Source organism: Bartonella sp. OT172YNZD (assembly GCF_042193725.1).
GTDB lineage: Bacteria > Pseudomonadota > Alphaproteobacteria > Rhizobiales > Rhizobiaceae > Bartonella > Bartonella grahamii_A.
Window position 1 is genome coordinate 36,043 of record NZ_JBHILZ010000003.1, and the last position, 16,622, is coordinate 52,664.

Annotated in this window: 14 protein-coding genes; 9 read left to right on the forward strand and 5 right to left on the reverse strand. The window is 36.4% G+C overall.

Annotation, left to right across the window (positions count from 1 at the left end; translation table 11 throughout):
* The first annotated feature begins 49 nt into the window (after positions 1-49).
* From ACFIJS_RS01940 to ACFIJS_RS01960, 5 genes are all read left to right on the forward strand, one after another.
* Complete coding sequence (locus ACFIJS_RS01940) at positions 50-772, forward strand: glycerophosphodiester phosphodiesterase (RefSeq protein ID WP_375649388.1); 723 nt, start codon at positions 50-52, stop codon at positions 770-772.
* A gap of 967 nt (positions 773-1,739) precedes the next feature.
* Positions 1,740-3,074 carry a sn-glycerol-3-phosphate ABC transporter substrate-binding protein UgpB gene (gene ugpB / locus ACFIJS_RS01945; protein ID WP_375649390.1) on the forward strand — a complete coding sequence of 445 codons (1,335 nt, stop codon included), beginning with the start codon at positions 1,740-1,742 and terminating at the stop codon, positions 3,072-3,074.
* A gap of 95 nt (positions 3,075-3,169) precedes the next feature.
* Positions 3,170-4,054: a sn-glycerol-3-phosphate ABC transporter permease UgpA gene (ugpA, locus tag ACFIJS_RS01950; RefSeq protein WP_375649392.1), complete on the forward strand. Its 885-nt coding sequence runs from the start codon at positions 3,170-3,172 to the stop codon at positions 4,052-4,054.
* Positions 4,055-4,064: 10 nt separating this feature from the next.
* Entirely contained in the window at positions 4,065-4,916 is an 852-nt protein-coding gene (ugpE, locus tag ACFIJS_RS01955; RefSeq protein WP_375649395.1) for a sn-glycerol-3-phosphate ABC transporter permease UgpE, read from the forward strand.
* A gap of 2 nt (positions 4,917-4,918) precedes the next feature.
* A complete protein-coding gene (locus tag ACFIJS_RS01960; RefSeq protein WP_375649397.1) occupies positions 4,919-5,965 on the forward strand; it encodes a sn-glycerol-3-phosphate import ATP-binding protein UgpC in 1,047 nt (348 codons plus the stop codon).
* A gap of 1,665 nt (positions 5,966-7,630) precedes the next feature.
* Here ACFIJS_RS01960 and ACFIJS_RS01965 read toward each other — a convergent pair.
* Genes ACFIJS_RS01965 through ACFIJS_RS01975 form a run of 3 tightly spaced genes read right to left on the reverse strand, consistent with a single transcriptional unit; the run spans position 7,631 to position 10,184 of the window.
* A complete protein-coding gene (locus ACFIJS_RS01965; RefSeq protein ID WP_375649400.1) occupies positions 7,631-8,548 on the reverse strand; it encodes a metal ABC transporter solute-binding protein, Zn/Mn family in 918 nt (305 codons plus the stop codon).
* Between the two features lie 10 nt (positions 8,549-8,558).
* Complete coding sequence (locus ACFIJS_RS01970) at positions 8,559-9,428, reverse strand: metal ABC transporter permease (RefSeq protein ID WP_375649402.1); 870 nt, start codon at positions 9,426-9,428, stop codon at positions 8,559-8,561.
* A 3-nt stretch (positions 9,429-9,431) separates the two neighbouring features.
* Complete coding sequence (locus tag ACFIJS_RS01975) at positions 9,432-10,184, reverse strand: ABC transporter ATP-binding protein (protein ID WP_375649404.1); 753 nt, start codon at positions 10,182-10,184, stop codon at positions 9,432-9,434.
* Between the two features lie 682 nt (positions 10,185-10,866).
* Between ACFIJS_RS01975 and nrdH the strand changes: the two genes are divergently transcribed.
* The 4 genes from nrdH to nrdF are packed head-to-tail and all read left to right on the forward strand — an operon-like array spanning position 10,867 to position 14,607.
* Positions 10,867-11,091, forward strand: a complete 225-nt coding sequence (gene nrdH, locus ACFIJS_RS01980; RefSeq protein ID WP_375649406.1) for a glutaredoxin-like protein NrdH — start codon at positions 10,867-10,869, stop codon at positions 11,089-11,091.
* On the forward strand, positions 11,091-11,489 hold the full coding sequence (gene nrdI / locus ACFIJS_RS01985) for a class Ib ribonucleoside-diphosphate reductase assembly flavoprotein NrdI (RefSeq protein ID WP_375649409.1): 399 nt from the start codon (positions 11,091-11,093) through the stop codon (positions 11,487-11,489). The genes nrdH and nrdI overlap by 1 nt, the downstream gene beginning before the upstream one ends.
* Entirely contained in the window at positions 11,471-13,621 is a 2,151-nt protein-coding gene (nrdE, locus tag ACFIJS_RS01990) for a class 1b ribonucleoside-diphosphate reductase subunit alpha (RefSeq protein WP_375649411.1), read from the forward strand. The genes nrdI and nrdE overlap by 19 nt, the downstream gene beginning before the upstream one ends.
* A gap of 11 nt (positions 13,622-13,632) precedes the next feature.
* Entirely contained in the window at positions 13,633-14,607 is a 975-nt protein-coding gene (gene nrdF / locus ACFIJS_RS01995) for a class 1b ribonucleoside-diphosphate reductase subunit beta (RefSeq protein ID WP_012754609.1), read from the forward strand.
* Here nrdF and prmC read toward each other — a convergent pair.
* Entirely contained in the window at positions 14,604-15,470 is an 867-nt protein-coding gene (gene prmC, locus ACFIJS_RS02000; RefSeq protein ID WP_375649413.1) for a peptide chain release factor N(5)-glutamine methyltransferase, read from the reverse strand. The two genes, nrdF and prmC, sit on opposite strands and share 4 nt — an antisense overlap.
* Positions 15,467-16,543, reverse strand: coding sequence for a peptide chain release factor 1 (gene prfA / locus ACFIJS_RS02005; RefSeq protein ID WP_375649416.1), 1,077 nt, complete (start codon positions 16,541-16,543; stop codon positions 15,467-15,469). Before prfA ends, prmC begins: the two co-directional genes overlap by 4 nt.
* Positions 16,544-16,622 lie beyond the last annotated feature (79 nt).

A 16,622-nucleotide genomic window follows, 5' to 3' on the forward strand; every position in this document is an offset into this window, starting at 1 on the left:
GCAATCTGTACGTCAATATCGTTTAAAATTGAGAAGTGTGGAATTTTGCATGTCTGAGAAAAAAATTGTTGCACACCGTGGTGGAGCTCATCTTTATCCTGAAAATACCCTTTCGGCATTTAATAATGCTATAGCATTAGGTGTTGATGAAGTTGAATGCGACGTTCATTTGCTGAAAAGTGGTGAAGTGGTTGTCTTTCACGACTTCCGTCTGGACCAATTGGTTGGAAAAAAAGGGTATATTCACGACATTGATAATGAAACACGCAAACAACTTTGCGTAAAAGGAAGCCAAGAAGCACCTCCCTTATTAGAAGAGGTGCTTGATCTTTTAGCACCAACGAATGTTGCATTGCATCTTGAAATCAAGACATGTGGTGAAGTGGAACGTGAAACAATATTATCCAAAAAAGCGCTTGCGCTAATAAAAAGTCGAAATTTATCAGAACGGGTTTCTGCAATTAGTTTTGATCCTTTTATCCTGCATCCTTTTATTGAAGCAGGAATACCATCTGGTCCATGTGTTGATAATTTTGAAGGTGATATGTACCGTCATTTTTCTGAATGGAAGCAATTAGGTTATTCTGATCTAAGTTTAGATGGCTCTATTGTTTCACAGGACTTTATTGAATCAGCTCTTGAGGCTAGTTTTACTGTAGGGGTATGGACAATTAATGGAAAAGCTCGGTTATCACATTGGCTTGATATGCCTGTAAATTATATTACGACAGATCAACCTGATCTCGCATTGCAATTGTGTGCACAAAGGTAAAAAATACATCAACACAAAAGGAGCTATATATCCTCATAAAGCGAGCGTAATGGAAAAAAGAAAAATTATCAAATATATAACAATAATACATTGATTTATAATGATAATTAATAGTTTATTTATGTGACTAAGAGACCTGAATACGTAAGATTCTCTTATTCCAAGTCTTTTTGCAATGAATCAATCAAAATTATTCGTTTGCACATTACAAGCAGGGTTGGTGTGTGGATAAAAAATTATTGAGAAAAGAATAAAAATATTTATTTAACGTATTTCAAATGCAGGACTTGTTGAAGCATTAGGGTCTCATACGGCGGTGTTGTTTTGCACTTTTATGAAGTGTAAAAATGATGGCATACAAAAAGTCTTATATACTTTAGTGGAGAGGCTTTATGGCTTATTTTATAATAGCTATCATGAAATGTAGATATATTAAAAGATTTTTTAACAGCATGGAAATTGGTAATACCATGTCATTTTGTTTTGCATAAGGGGCGTGATCTCACTACAGGAAAGGAGATTATTAAGCGATTCAAAATGATTTTCTTAATTTTAAGAAAAATTCTATTTGTCTCTTCGTTAAATTCAGTAGCAACATCGTGTTAAATTTATAAGCCGAAAATTATAAGCCAAGTAGCAAAAGAATAAACAATTCTTTTAAAAAAAGTAAATCCAGATATTAAAATAGTCATTGAATAACATTTACGATCTATATCTTTTTACCAATTGACTTTGCTTATTTAAGCCATCTCACTTTTTTCATATAGTTACAAACGCGTATCTAGTTAATACATAAGGAAGCTTATAGAAGAAAACGAATAAATTTCAACAAATTTATTTGACCTTTTGGTAGTTCCTGTTTAAATGAGAGAGTATATTTCTGAAATAAAACTGTCATAGCATGTTCATGTGTAATACTATAAATTTAGGGGTAGTTTGTATTCCATCACTTCAGAAAGGGTGAACCATGAGTCGTTTTTATCTTTCCATAGCGGCCACGGTTGCTATCATAATGTCCACAGCGAGAATAACAGCAAGTTTTGCGCAGACAAAAATCAGCTTTTGGCATTCTATGAGTGGTGAATTAGGGAAGCAAACTGAAAGTCTCATTAATGATTTTAATGCAAGTCAATCTGAGTATAAAGTTGTTCCTTCATTTCGCGGCGAATATGAAGAGGGGTTGATTTCACTCATTGCAGCATTTCGTGGAAAGAAACAGCCAGTGCTTGCCCAAATTTATGACGTTGGTACTGGGACTATGATGGCTGCAAAAGGCGCGATCTATCCATTTTATCAACTTATGGCTGATACAAAGCAAGAATTTGATCTTACAGATTATTTCCCTGCTATTAGTGGTTATTACTCCGATAAACAGGGACGTATCGTCTCTATGCCATTCAATATTTCAACTCCTATTCTTTATTACAACAAAGATATCTTTAAAAAAGCAGGGCTTGATCCAGAACAGCCTCCTAAAACGTGGCAAGATATAGAAAACTTTTCTAAAAAAATTCTTGAGACTAAAGCGGCGACTTGTGGTTTTACAATGGCTTATGCTGCTCAATGGATTGGTATAGAAAATTTTTCAGCGTTGCATAATGTTCCTTTTGGAACGAAGGAAAATGGCTTTAAAGGACTTGATTCAGAGCTTACATTGAATGGACCTTTACAAGTGCGTATGTGGACTGACCTGAAAAAGTGGTCTGATCAAGGTATTTTCCGTTATGGTGGTCCAGCAGGTGCATTAGATTCAACACCAATGTTTATGGCACAAAATTGTGCAATTTTTTTGCAATCTTCAGGATCACATGCTGGAATTGTTTCTGAAGCTCAGTTTAATGTGGGAGTTGGTATGCTGCCATACTATAAGGATACAGAAGGAACACCACAAAATTCAGTTATTGGGGGAGCTTCTATTTGGGCGTTTAAGGGACATAGCCCAAAGGAATATGCAGGAGCAGCCGCTTTTCTTAAATTTCTTTCAAAAACAGAAAATCAAGCAAAATGGCATCAGGAAACAGGTTATCTTCCAACCACAAAAGCGACTTATGAATTGAGCAAAAAACAACATTTCTATGAAAAAACGCCAGGTGCGGATATAGCTATCAAACAGATTAATCTTAATCCACCGACAGTTAACTCGAAAGGGATAAGATTTGGTAATTTACCACAAATTCGTGCCATTCTTGATCAAGAGTTGGAAGCTGTTCTTAGTGGTTCAAAAACACCGAAAGATGGTTTAGATGAGACCGTTGAACGTGGAAATAGACTCTTGCGTGAATTTGAAAAATCTAATCATTAATTTCGTTTTATTGTTCAACATTAAAGACTCAACAAAAACAGTTGAGTCCTTTTTGTTTATCTTTTTAAAGTCTCGACATTTAAAGAGCCCTACGAATGCAAGAAAAACATGCATATTTTAAAAATAGTCTACTTTCTTACGGACTGCTTTTCCCTCAGCTTCTTGTGACTTTTTTGTTTTTCTTTTGGCCTGCTGCTCAAGCAATAAAATCATCTTTTGAGCGCGAAGACCCTTTTGGTTTTACAACAACCTTTATTGGTTTTGAAAATTATCTAACCGTTCTTTCTGATCCTACTTATCTGCAATCACTTCTTACAACCGCAGTATTTTCTATCTCCGTTACTGTCGTTTCAATGACAATATCACTTCTCTTAGCTGTCTGTGTTGATCGTGTCATCCGTGCAAAAAAGGCTTATATAATGCTTTTGCTCTGGCCCTATGCTGTTGCTCCAGTATTGGCAGGTATATTATGGCTGTTTATCTTTCATCCCACCATCGGAATTATCCCTTTTCTTCTCGAAAAAATAGGGGTGCTATGGAATTATCGTATTAACGGCACTCACGCAATGATTCTTATTGTCATTGCGGCTAGTTGGAAACAAATTTCTTACAATTTTCTCTTTTTTCTTACAGGTCTTCAGTCTGTTCCGCGGTCTCAAATAGAAGCAGCTGCCATTGATGGTGCTGGTCCCTTTAAACGATTTTGGACTGTGGTCTTTCCGCAAATTTCACCAACGACGTTTTTCCTTCTTATTGTCAATGTCAATTATGTTATGTTTGATACTTTTGGTATTATTGATAATACAACTTCTGGAGGTCCTGCGCGTGCAACGAGTATCCTCGTCTATAAAATATATGACGATGGCTTTAGAAATCAAATAATCGGTGCATCAGCAGCACAATCAACAATATTGATGCTGATGGTTATTGTCTTAACCTTTATCCAGTTTCGCTGGATTGAGCGCCGGGTACAATATTAGGAAGAAAATTATGGTTGAAAATCGCCCTGTTTTGAAATTTCTAACCCATATTACTCTCATTGTTGGCATTATCATTATTTGCTTTCCAGTTTATGTTGCTATCATTGCATCAACCCATAGTTCAGCAGCATTCAACTCAGGAACACTTCCTCTTTTACCTGGGAAATATGCTTTGGAAAATTATAAAACAATCTTTGGTGATGGCCTTGCACAACTCGGTCTGCCCAACCTCTGGCCACTCTTAATGAATTCACTTATTATGGCCCTTGGGATTAGTATTGGAAAAATTATTATTTCACTTTTGTCTGCTTATGCAATTGTGTACATGCGTTTTCCCTTCCGAAAAACTGCTTTTGTTCTTATTTTTGTTACATTGATGCTCCCTGTCGAAGTTCGTATTCTTCCAACCTTTGAGGTTGTTGCGAAATTGGGGATGATCAACACCTATAGTGGAATGATTATTCCACTTATTGCATCTGCAACCGCTACATTTTTATTCCGCCAGTTTTTTTTGACTATTCCAGATGAACTCTTAGAGGCGGCACGTGTTGATGGTGCAGGCCCAGTTAAATTTTTTAAGGATATTCTTCTTCCTCTTAGTAAAAGCAATATCGCTGCTTTATTTATCATTATGTTCATTTATGGATGGATACAATATCTCTGGCCTCTTATCATCACAACGGATCAAAATCATCAAACGATTCTTATTATTTTAAAACAGCTTATTGTCGAATCACTTCAACATGATCCTCAATGGAATATACTCATGGCAGTATCGGTTGTTGCCATGGTTCCCCCTGTTCTTGTTGTTATCTTCATGCAGCGGCTTTTTATTAAAGGCCTTATTGAAACGGAGAAGTAATTATGGCCATAATCCAGTTATCAAATATAAAAAAACGGTATGACAACGGCATTCTGGTCATTGATGATTTAAACTTAACTGTTGTTGATAAAGAACTTCTTGTTCTTGTCGGTCCTTCAGGGTGCGGAAAATCAACCTTATTACGTATTATAGCAGGACTTGAACAAGTTACCTCAGGTGAATTATGTATTGATAACGAACGTATCAATGATTGTGAACCAGCTGATCGTGATATTGCTATGGTTTTTCAAAATTATGCCCTTTATCCCCATATGACAGTTCGTGGAAACTTAGAATATGGTCTTAAAAATCGGAAAACCCCTAAAGAAGAAATTAAAAAACGCATTGCACATGCTGCAAAACTTTTGGAGATAGAATCGTTTCTTGATCGTAAGCCACGACAATTATCAGGAGGACAACGTCAGCGTGTTGCAATGGGGCGTGTGATTGTACGTCAACCCCGTGTTTTTCTCTTTGATGAACCTCTTTCAAATCTTGATGCAAAATTACGGGCGCAAATGTGTATTGAAATAAAAACACTACAGCGTTCATTAGGAATAACTAGTCTCTATGTTACTCATGATCAACTAGAAGCTATGACATTAGCTGATAGAATAGTCGTTTTGAATAAAGGAGCTATCGAGCAAATTGGAACACCAATGGAAATTTACGACACTCCAGCAACAACATTTGTTGCTGATTTTATTGGTTCTCCTCCTATGAATTTTCTTGATCGCCATATCTTAGAACAAAACTTAGGGCATTCATTTTCTTATGGCGAAGAAACTGATCTTTTAGCATTCAGACCTGAAATAATCTTATTGGGCGAACATCCAGATAAAGGACCTGTCTTTCACACAAAAATTGAGCTTATCAAGCCTATTGGAACAGGTTGCCATGTTTTAACGCGTTGGAATGGTATCATCTTTACGATTGAAATAAAAGAACGCTTAACACACGACTATGGTCAAAAACTAAGTTTCACTGTCGCTCATCAGAATTTTCATACTTTTAACAAAAACACTGGAAAGCGCTCAAATAATAAGTAAGCATTAATTGATGTGACAAGACTTTCTTTTATGCTGTGTCATGATAATGTTGCGTTTTGATTTTCTCGATTACATTTGCAAAATCAGGTTGTAACCGATGGGTTTAAAAACAAAATTTTAAAAGTTTTGGTAATGATCCATTGTCCTATGACGCTGAGAATATCAAAACATTTATGTGAAGAAAATTTGCATTTTCACGATCTGTAAGAAGAATATTATTTTCAAACATTATTTTCATTATAAAAATATCAATATAGAATAACCATTTATTAACTATATTTTTCTCATTTGTAATTTTTTATAAAAAACAATATATTATCATATATTTCTTGATGTAATAATTTATGTATTTTATAAAAAGTAAATGAGAGGAATAGAAAGAAAAATGATTCACAGATGAGGGGAAACGGGCTCCATATCTTAGCTTTGATCCCTAACATAAAAAATCTATTTGTTCCACAAAATACGACGTTATTCTAAATAGTCTGTACGAGAATAGGCACATTCTATTTTACCGCTGCCCATATGATCTAAAATGGTTTTAGAGCTCCTATAGAGAAGTATTTGTTTTTTCTATCAATCACATAAATTAAAGAGAAACCTATGCGCGTATGCTGCAAGTTTATTTTTTCTCATGTAAATCACTGTGCAATTCTCAGCGAGGGTATCCGATCAATTGCAAAAGAAATCATTGAAAGATAGGAGGTGCGCTTATTTTACAATTTTATTACTTTTAATGACAAAAGCAGATGAAACACATCTGTAACATTCCATCGCTTTCTATATTCTTGAGTTTAAAATTGCCTATAGATCATCCTCAAACAGATCTTTATGAATATGATATAAGGGATTGGTGCAAACACCTATAAGAATCAGCAGGGACAAAGACGGTTTATTATTGTTTTGCAAAGTATTTTATAAAAGCTGGTTATTTTTTCAATATATTGCCAGTCTATTAATGGTTTTATGATATTGCTTTCTTATAAAGCGCGTGCTTTTTTGTTGCTTATAAATCAACCTAAACTGTATACAGCAGTATATTTGAGACAAATATGAAGACGGTTCAGTGCTCTATTGAGTTTTTGTATATCAGAGTAGAATAAACTTATCTTCTTATGTAATTTCTAAAATGAGGAGATAGCTTAATTTAGGAGGAATATGAAAGCATAAAGATAAAAATAGTTTCTATCTTTAGCATCATCTTTTAATTTAGTATTGCGATTTTCAAAAACATCTGAGCCAATGTCTCTTACATAATGGAGATTACGCATTGCCGGATACATTTTTTATTGCGTTCTTTGAATAGAATTGTATCTCTCATACAAAACAGAAAATATTTTGTAAGGTTATTCCAACTATTTTTTCACGCAGTTGTTTATGAGTAGTATAACATAAAATCCATTGTGGATCGCTATCTTTATGCTTATAAAAACGCAAGCTGGGGCCATCATCATAAGAAAATAGAATGATGCCGCTGACGGTTTGGGCACCATAAGGCAATAAGTCATATTTTATCTATCTTAGCATCTATTGAGTATAAGCCTCTCTGTAAAAGTAACTTTATTTCATATCAGTGTTATCAATTATAGATGTTAGGTATCATTAGTAACATAATCATAGACTTACGATTTTATGAACTCTTTTTTATCTCTTTTGTAGAAGATCTTAATGTTTTGTGATGGCATCAATGATGGTATTCACATTATGTTCCATCATATCAAGATAAGTTGCTGCAGGGCCATTTTTGTTTGACAATGCATCAGAATAAAGTGTTCCACCAATTTTTAAACCTGTTTCTTTTGCAATCTGTTTTATGAGACGGGGATTAGAGATATTTTCAACGAATAGTGCAGCTGCTTTATTCGCTTTAATTTGTTTGATAAGTTTAGCAATATCGGCTGCGGTTGCTTCAGCTTCTTTTGAAGCACTTTGAGGGGCAAGGATAGTAAAGCCATATTCCTTGGCAAAATAGCCAAAGGCATCATGAGATGTGATAATGATACGTTTATCTTTAGGAATGGTAGCAATTTTTGTTTTCAGGATATCTTGTGCTATTTTAAGCTTTTGGATGTAGGTTTCAGCATTTTTTTTGTAGCTGGTGCAGGATTGTGGATCGATTTTACAAAAAGCAGCAGCGATATTTTTGACATAGATTTTGACATTGGGAATTGTTTGCCAAGCGTGTGGATCAATAACGCTGTTGTGGTGAAGGGTATTATGTTCTTGATTTTTCATTTTGAGGGAGGGAATGTTAGCGCTAACTTCGACAAGAAGTGCTTTTGTACCGCTTGCTGTAATGAGGCGATCAATGAATCCTTCCAAATGAAGTCCGTTGATGAAAATAATTTGAGCATTCCTAAGAGCTTGAGCATCATGGGGGGTAGGTTCATAAGCGTGGGTATTCGCATTGGGACCTACAAAAGTGGTCATAGAAATATGGTTGTCTCCTACATTTTTTACGAGATCTGCGAGAATAGAAAAGCTCGCAACAACTTTGATTTTATTGTGTGCAGAAGCAGAAAATGGAGAAAGGGCAAGCAATAAAGCTCCAAGAAGAACAAATTTTTGAGCAAACTTAGGCACATTTTTTTCCTTAAAGTGAGGAGGTATAAAAGAGGTGAGGAAACCATGTTACAATAAAGCCACGTGGACTTATCAAGCAGGAAAAAAGATAAATAAATCCTGCGGCAATGATGATAGCAGGACCGGAGGGAAGTGAAAGATGAAAAGAAAGCAGGAGACCACATACGCTAGAAATGATTCCAAAAAGTGTGGAAAGCGCGCAAATAGGGACTAGGCGTGAAAACCAAAAACGGGCTGTAATAGCTGGAATCATCATAATGCCAACGGAAAGTAATGTTCCTAGTGATTGAAAGCCTCCAACCAGATTCAACACCACAAGTCCAAGCAATGAAATATGAATATATTTACTCAATGGAGAGAGTGATTTAAAAAAGAGGGGGTCAAAGCTTTCTAAAACGAGTGCACGCCAAAAAATACAAAGGCTGCATAGTGTAATCAGCATTATAGTAGTGATTAACCAAAGGGCTTGTGCATCAAGTGCAAGAACCGATCCGAATAAGAGATGAAGCAGCTCAATTGTTGAGTCTTTCAATGAGATAATAATGACACCTACTGCGAGTGCAATAAGATAAAAGACAGTCATAGATGCATCTTCTTTCTGAAAGCTATTTCGTGAAATTAAAATGGTTGCTAAAGCAACAATAATACCAGCGAAGATGCCCCCAAGTGTCATAGATATGAGGGAAAAGCCACAAATCAGAAAAGCAGTTGCAACACCAGGAAGAATGGCATGAGAGATAGCATCCCCTGTCAAGCTCATTCCACGGAGCATCAAAAACACACCAACAGGACAAGCGCTAATAGACAGGAAAATAGAACCGATAAGGGCGTTTTGCATAAATTGGAAATCAACAAAGGGAGCAAGAAAAAATGCATACACGTCTTATAACCTAAGAAAGAGAGGATCATTGATGGGAAGATTTTGTTTTTGTGCGCTAATAGGAAAAGAATTGAATGTGAGAGGTGGCATAACGTGATGAATGGTGTTGTTTAAAAACTGTGTTGTTTCTCTATAAAAGGCGTTTTGTTGATTAATTTGAATCATTTGGGGGAAAAATTCTTGTACGATGAAAGGATTATGGAGTGCTGTGAGAACTGTGCGTCCTTGCTGTTGCCAGTATGTGATCAGTGCAAGAAGGTCTTTTTGGGTATTATTATCTACACCATTGAAAGGTTCATCAAGCAAAATAATATTGGCATCTTGCACAATGATACGTGCAAAAAGAGCGCGTTGTAATTGTCCACCTGATAATGTTTCAAGCGAACGGGGCGCCAGTTCTGTAAGCCCAACCATTTCAAGCGCATTTTGAATCTTAGAATCATAAGGGCGCTGGTTTTTCCATAATCCACAAAAAGACCACAATCCTGTTTTTACAAGCGTTTTCACATCAATTGGAAATGTTTGATCTACATCACATTGCTGAGCAAGATAAGCAATGCGGCTTTTTTTTGGTTTTGTAATTTTTCCCTTAAGAGGTTTAATCAATCCGGCGATGGCTTTTAGCAGTGTCGATTTTCCAGCGCCATTATCACCTGTTATTGCGACCAATGAACCAGCTTTTAACTTTGCTGAAAAGTTCTTTATTGCTATTCTATTCCTATAGCCTAATGTTGTCTTATTGAAGTGTAGATCCATATTTTTTTACCATCGTTTCTTATTATTTTGGAAATTATGTAATAATATAACGTTTGTCAATAAAATGTTACATTATTACATAGTTTTGAGGACTGAAAATTTTAGTGGGAAGATCGTGGAAAATTAAAAATAATAATTGAATTCACCTTGACGAAAGAGAGAGAGTATATACTATATATAGTATCAAAATGATTGGTGATTCTAAATAAGCACAAGAGAGGGTGTTAGTGTGTTTCGTTTGGTATCTAAGTTATTTCCATTATTGTAAAGAGTTTATTGACCAAGGGTATAGCAATATTTTTGCTGAAGGATCTCTTTTGGGAGGATTCCCTTTCGTTTTTGTAATTGATTTTTGCCGTAAAAGAGTAAAACAGAGCTCTTGAAAAACGGTAGTTTAGAACGTTAGTTTTTTAGACAGCAGGAGGGAATTTTAATGCAAGCAAAAGATTGTTTATAACTGGGGTGGTTTGGCCATTTAAGTTATAGAATAATCGCTTATTCTCATCATAGTCTTTGAAGTTATTTGATGAGAAATTTTATTATGTTCAGGAAGCTGTGTACTATTTGAAAATAACCACATGTTTTGCGTACGATTTCTGTTTTTTGTTATTCTTGAGTACCTATAAAATTATTAGATTGACCTTTTAGGGTTGATTGTTTGGAATTATGAAAGTTGAAGAAAATGTCGATCACTATTTATAGCAAACCATCTTGTGTCCAATGTGATGCTACACGCCGCGCTTTTGATGCAAAAGGCATTCATTATCGTGTTGTTGATATTTCTTGTGATAAACAAGCATACAGTTTTGTTCAATCTCTGGGGTATCGCCAGGTTCCTGTCGTTGTTTGTGGTGAAAATCATTGGTCTGGTTTTAGACCCGATATGATTAGTGGTCTTTGTGCTTAATGGGGCTTATTGTTTATTATTCGAGTGCAACGGGTAATACAGAACATTTTGTCTCGCAGCTTGATCAACGACTCTTCAAAATTGATAAAAGAAAGCCTTCTGCATTGGTTGGTGAACCTTATGTACTGGTTGTTCCTACATATGCAGATGGTGAAGGAAGAGGAGCAGTGCCGAAAGCCGTTATTCATTTTCTTAATGAAGCTGAGAACCGAAAATTAATTCGTGGTGTCATTGGCGGTGGGAATCGTAATTTTGGTCGCTATTATAATTTAGCAAGTAAAATCATTGCTGAAAAATGTTGTATACCTTGCCTTTATCGTTTTGAGCTGCGTGGAACTGATGAAGACGTTATTTATGTAAAAAAGGGATTGGAAAGATTTTGGAAACAATTGGTATAGGGCACTCGCAGAAATCAGATCAGATTACTGATTATCATGCGCTGAATGCAATGCTTAATCTTTATAATGAAAATGGTCATATTCAATTTGATATGGATCGGCTTGCCGCACGGCAATATTTTCTTCAGCATGTTAATCAAAATACAGTTTTTTTTCATAACTTGAAGGAAAAAATAGATTACTTAATAGAAGAAGGTTATTATGAAAAAGCTTTATTTGAGCTTTATGATTTTTCTTTTATTAAAAAGCTTTTTAAACGTGCTTATGCATTTAAGTTTCGTTTTCCTACCTTTTTAGGCGCATTTAAGTACTATACCAGCTATACGTTAAAGACTTTTGATGGGAAACGTTATCTTGAACGTTATGAAGATCGCGTCTGTCTTGTAGCTTTATATTTGGCACAAGGGAATAAAGCTCTTGCTGAAAGTTTTGTGGATGAAATTATTACAGGGCGTTTTCAACCGGCAACACCGACATTTTTAAATGCTGGGAAAAAACAACGTGGTGAATTGGTTTCGTGTTTTTTGCTACGTGTTGAAGATAATATGGAATCGATAGGTCGTTCGGTTAATTCGGCTTTGCAGCTTTCAAAACGTGGTGGAGGTGTGGCGCTTTGTTTAACAAATTTGCGGGAAGCTGGGGCACCAATTAAGCAAATAGAAAATCAATCCTCAGGAGTCTTACCAGTGATGAAACTCTTGGAAGATTCTTTTTCTTACGCCAATCAGCTTGGGGCACGACAGGGGGCTGGAGCTGTTTATTTGCATGCCCATCATTTAGATATTATGAAGTTTTTGGATACAAAGCGTGAAAATGCTGATGAAAAAGTTAGAATCAAAACACTTTCGCTTGGTGTCGTTATTCCTGATATTACTTTTGAGCTTGCACGGAATAATGAGGATATGTATCTCTTCTCATCTTATGATATCGAGCGTGTGACAGGTAAGCCGTTTAGCGATATTTCTTTAACAGAGCATTATCGTTCTTTTGTTGATAATGCAAAGATTCGTAAAAATAAAATAAGTGCACGCGTTTTTTTTCAGACATTAGCGGAAATTCAATTTGAGTCGGGTTATCCCTATATTTTATTTGAGGATACTGCTAATCGATCGAATCCGATAGCTGGGCGTATAAGTATGAGCAATTTATGTTCAGAAATTTTGCAGGTGAGTGAGGCGAGTGAACTGGAGACAGATTTAACTTATCGCACGATTGGAAGTGATATATCCTGTAATCTTGGATCCATGAATATTGCCAAAGCAATGGAAAGTCCTGATTTCGGACAGACCGTGGAATCTGCTGTTCGTGCTCTTACTGCGGTTTCGGATATGAGCAATATTGCCTGTGTGCCTTCCATTGCGAAAGGCAATGCTGAAAGTCATGCGATTGGTTTGGGACAAATGAATTTGCACGGGTTTCTAGCGCGTGAGCAGATCTATTATGGGTCTCCAGAAGCGATTGATTTTACCAATATCTATTTTTATATTGTGACATATCACGCCATACGGGCTTCCAATTTAATTGCGCACGAACGTCAAGAAATGTTTGCAGGGTTTGAAAAATCAGCTTATGCAGATGGACGTTTTTTCGAAAAATATATTGAAAAAGAATGGAAGCCGCAATTTGCGCTTGTGCAAGAGCTTTTTGCACGGAATAATATTGTTATCCCAGATCAAAAGGATTGGCAGGAACTCAAAAAATTAGTTATTGAGTATGGGCTTTATAACCGTAATTTGCAGGCAGTCCCACCTACGGGATCTATTTCCTATATTAATCATGCCACTTCTTCTATTCATCCCATTGCTTCAAAAATTGAAATTCGCAAAGAGGGAAAAATTGGGCGCGTTTATTATCCCGCTCCTTATATGGATAATACGAATTTGAATTTTTACCAAGATGCTTATGAGATTGGTCCTGAAAAAATTATAGATACCTATGCTGCTGCAACACAGCATGTTGATCAAGGTCTTTCATTAACATTATTTTTTCCTGATACCGCTACCACACGTGATATTAACCGCGCACAAATTTATGCCTGGAAAAAGGGTATAAAGAGTATTTACTATGTACGATTAAGGCAAGTGGCATTAAGTGGAACAGAAGTTGATGGCTGTGTTTCGTGCAGTTTATAGGAGATCATCATATGACCAAGATTACAACCAAAAATCCTGTTGTGTGCGCTGTTAATTGGAATAGATTACATGATGAGAAGGATCTTGAAGTATGGAACCGCTTAACTGGGAATTTTTGGTTACCTGAGAAGGTTCCTCTTTCCAATGATATTCCCTCATGGTCAAGCTTAACGGATGAAGAACGTAAATTGACAATTCGTGTTTTTACAGGACTAACGCTTTTAGATACCATTCAAAACACTGTCGGAGCCATTTCGCTTCTGGCTGATGCAATAACAGAGCATGAGGAGGCAGTTTTGACAAATATTGCCTTCATGGAAGCGGTTCATGCACGTTCTTATTCCTCTATTTTTTCAACCCTTTGTTCAACGGTAGAAGTTGATGATGCGTTTAGATGGTCAGAAGAAAATATTCATTTGCAAAAAAAGGCTAGATTAGTACTTGAGCGTTATGAAGCAAATGATCCACTTAAGAAAAAAATTGCTTCGACTTTGCTGGAAAGCTTTTTATTTTATTCTGGTTTTTATTTGCCCATGTATTGGGCCAGTCGTGCTAAGTTGACCAATACAGCAGATCTCATTCGACTAATCATTCGTGATGAAGCAGTCCATGGTTATTATATAGGTTATAAATTCCAATTGGGCTTTGCAAAGCTTGATGAAGCCAAAAAGAAAGAAATTAAAGATTTTGCTTTTAACCTGCTCTTTGATCTTTATAATATCGAGTGCAAATATACTGAAGATCTTTATGATGCACTTGGATTGACAGAAGATGTTAAAATTTTTCTTCATTATAATGCTAACAAGGCTTTAATGAATTTAGGTTTTGAAGCTCTTTTCCCCCCTGAGGTTTGTCGTGTTAATCCTGCTATTTTGGCAGCTTTATCACCAAACTCTGACGAAAATCATGACTTTTTTTCAGGGGCAGGTTCTTCTTATGTCATTGGCAAGGCGGTTGCTACCACGGATGATGATTGGGAATTTTAATGTTTGCATGCAAATAGAAGTGCGCGGGGTATTCCACTTAGATCTTTGCGCACTTCTAAACATTGAAAACCATTTTTTTCAAACAAATTGCAGACTTCATTTTCTTGAGAATAACCAATTTCAACACCGACATAGCTGTTTTCTTTTAAGTAGTTGGCTGCGTCGTAGGCGAGTTTTCGATAAAAATCAAATCCATCTTCCCCTCCTATCAGAGCGCGCAATGGGTCATGTAAGCGCACTTCTTTTGCGAGTTTTTTGATATCTTTTGCGCGAATATAAGGTGGATTGGAAACAATGAAATCAAAGCGATTTGTGACAGAATCAAACCAGTCGCTAAGAAGAGGTGTGAAGCGGTGTGCTACTTCAGCATTTTTTGCATTTTTTTTCGCTGTTTTAAGGGCATCTTCAGAAATATCGACTGCCACCGCATAGGATTGGGGAATGTGTTTAAGGAGTGCAATGGCAATGGCGCCACTTCCCGTTCCCATATCAAGAAATGTTGTTCTTCCTAATTTTTCGACCTGTTTTTGGAGAAAAGGGAGAACAAGATCTATCAGCGTTTCTGTATCAGGACGAGGTTCTAACGTCTCTTGAGACAATGTAAAAGATATACCATAAAATTCTCGTACTCCTATAATACGGTAGACGGGTTCGCCTGCAATGCGCCGTTGTAAAGCCTGTTCTATTTGTATCATATGCTCAGAAGACAAATGCATATCTGGTTTAGAAATTCTTTCAGCAGCATTTATTCCTGTTACCCATTCAACGAGTATTTTCGCATCGAGATCGGCTTCAGTAATTCCTTTCGTGCGCAATTTTTCTTGCATTTGTTGGATGACATTCTTAAAAGAATATTTGCTCAATTATTATCCATTTCCATCAGCAGTGTTGTTTGATGATCTGAGATGAGTGCATGAAGAAGCTCATCAAGATCTCCCTCTAGAATGCGATCAAGTTTATACAAGGTTAGATTAATACGGTGATCCGTGACACGTCCTTGTGGAAAATTATAGGTACGAATACGTTCTGAACGATCACCAGAACCAACTTGGCTTTTACGAGAAGCTGAACGTTCACTTTCCGCTTTTTGTCGTTCGATATCGAATAAGCGTGCCCGTAAAATTTGAAGGGCTCGCGCTCGGTTTTGATGTTGTGATTTTTCTGCTTGTACGACCATAATTCCTGTTGGAATATGCATGATACGAACAGCTGAATCCGTTGTATTAACATGCTGTCCTCCTGCTCCAGATGCACGCATTGTGTCGATACGAATATCTTCAGGACGAATATCAATATCAATTTCTTCAGCCTCTGGAAGGACTGCAACGGTAGCAGCAGATGTATGGATACGTCCACCGGTTTCTGTTTCGGGGATGCGTTGCACACGATGAACCCCTGATTCATATTTTAATTTAGAAAAGACACCTTTTCCTGAGATGGTAGCAATAATTTCTTTATATCCGCCAACTTCTCCCTCACTGAGTGAAATAACTTCTACTTTCCAATGGTGAGCATGGGCATAACGTTCATACATGCGGAAAAGATCACCGGAAAAAAGTGCTGCTTCTGATCCACCCGTTCCTGCTCGAATTTCAACAATAGCATTTTTTTCATCAGCAATATCTTTAGGCAAAAGCAGAATCTGGAGTGCTTTTTCAAATTGCTCTACTTTTTTATATAACGATGGTAGCTCTTCTTGGGCAAGATTACGCATCTCTATATCTGTTTGTTTATCGTTGATAATTGTTTCTAATTCTGTAATCTCTCCGTAAAGAGCATTTAATGCGCGTATAGAGGCAATAACGGGTTGTAGTTCTGCATATTCAGAAGCTAATTTTACATATGTTTCAGCATTTGGATTAGTCGTCATTTGGCTTTCAATTATTTCAAAGCGCTTTTCAAGCTGTCTCATACGATCTTGTGGCAAAGAAACCATGATAATATTAGCCTAATTTTTCATAATACAATTTTTATAATATTTTGTTGCAATGACTTTTTGTTATAATACTGGCAAT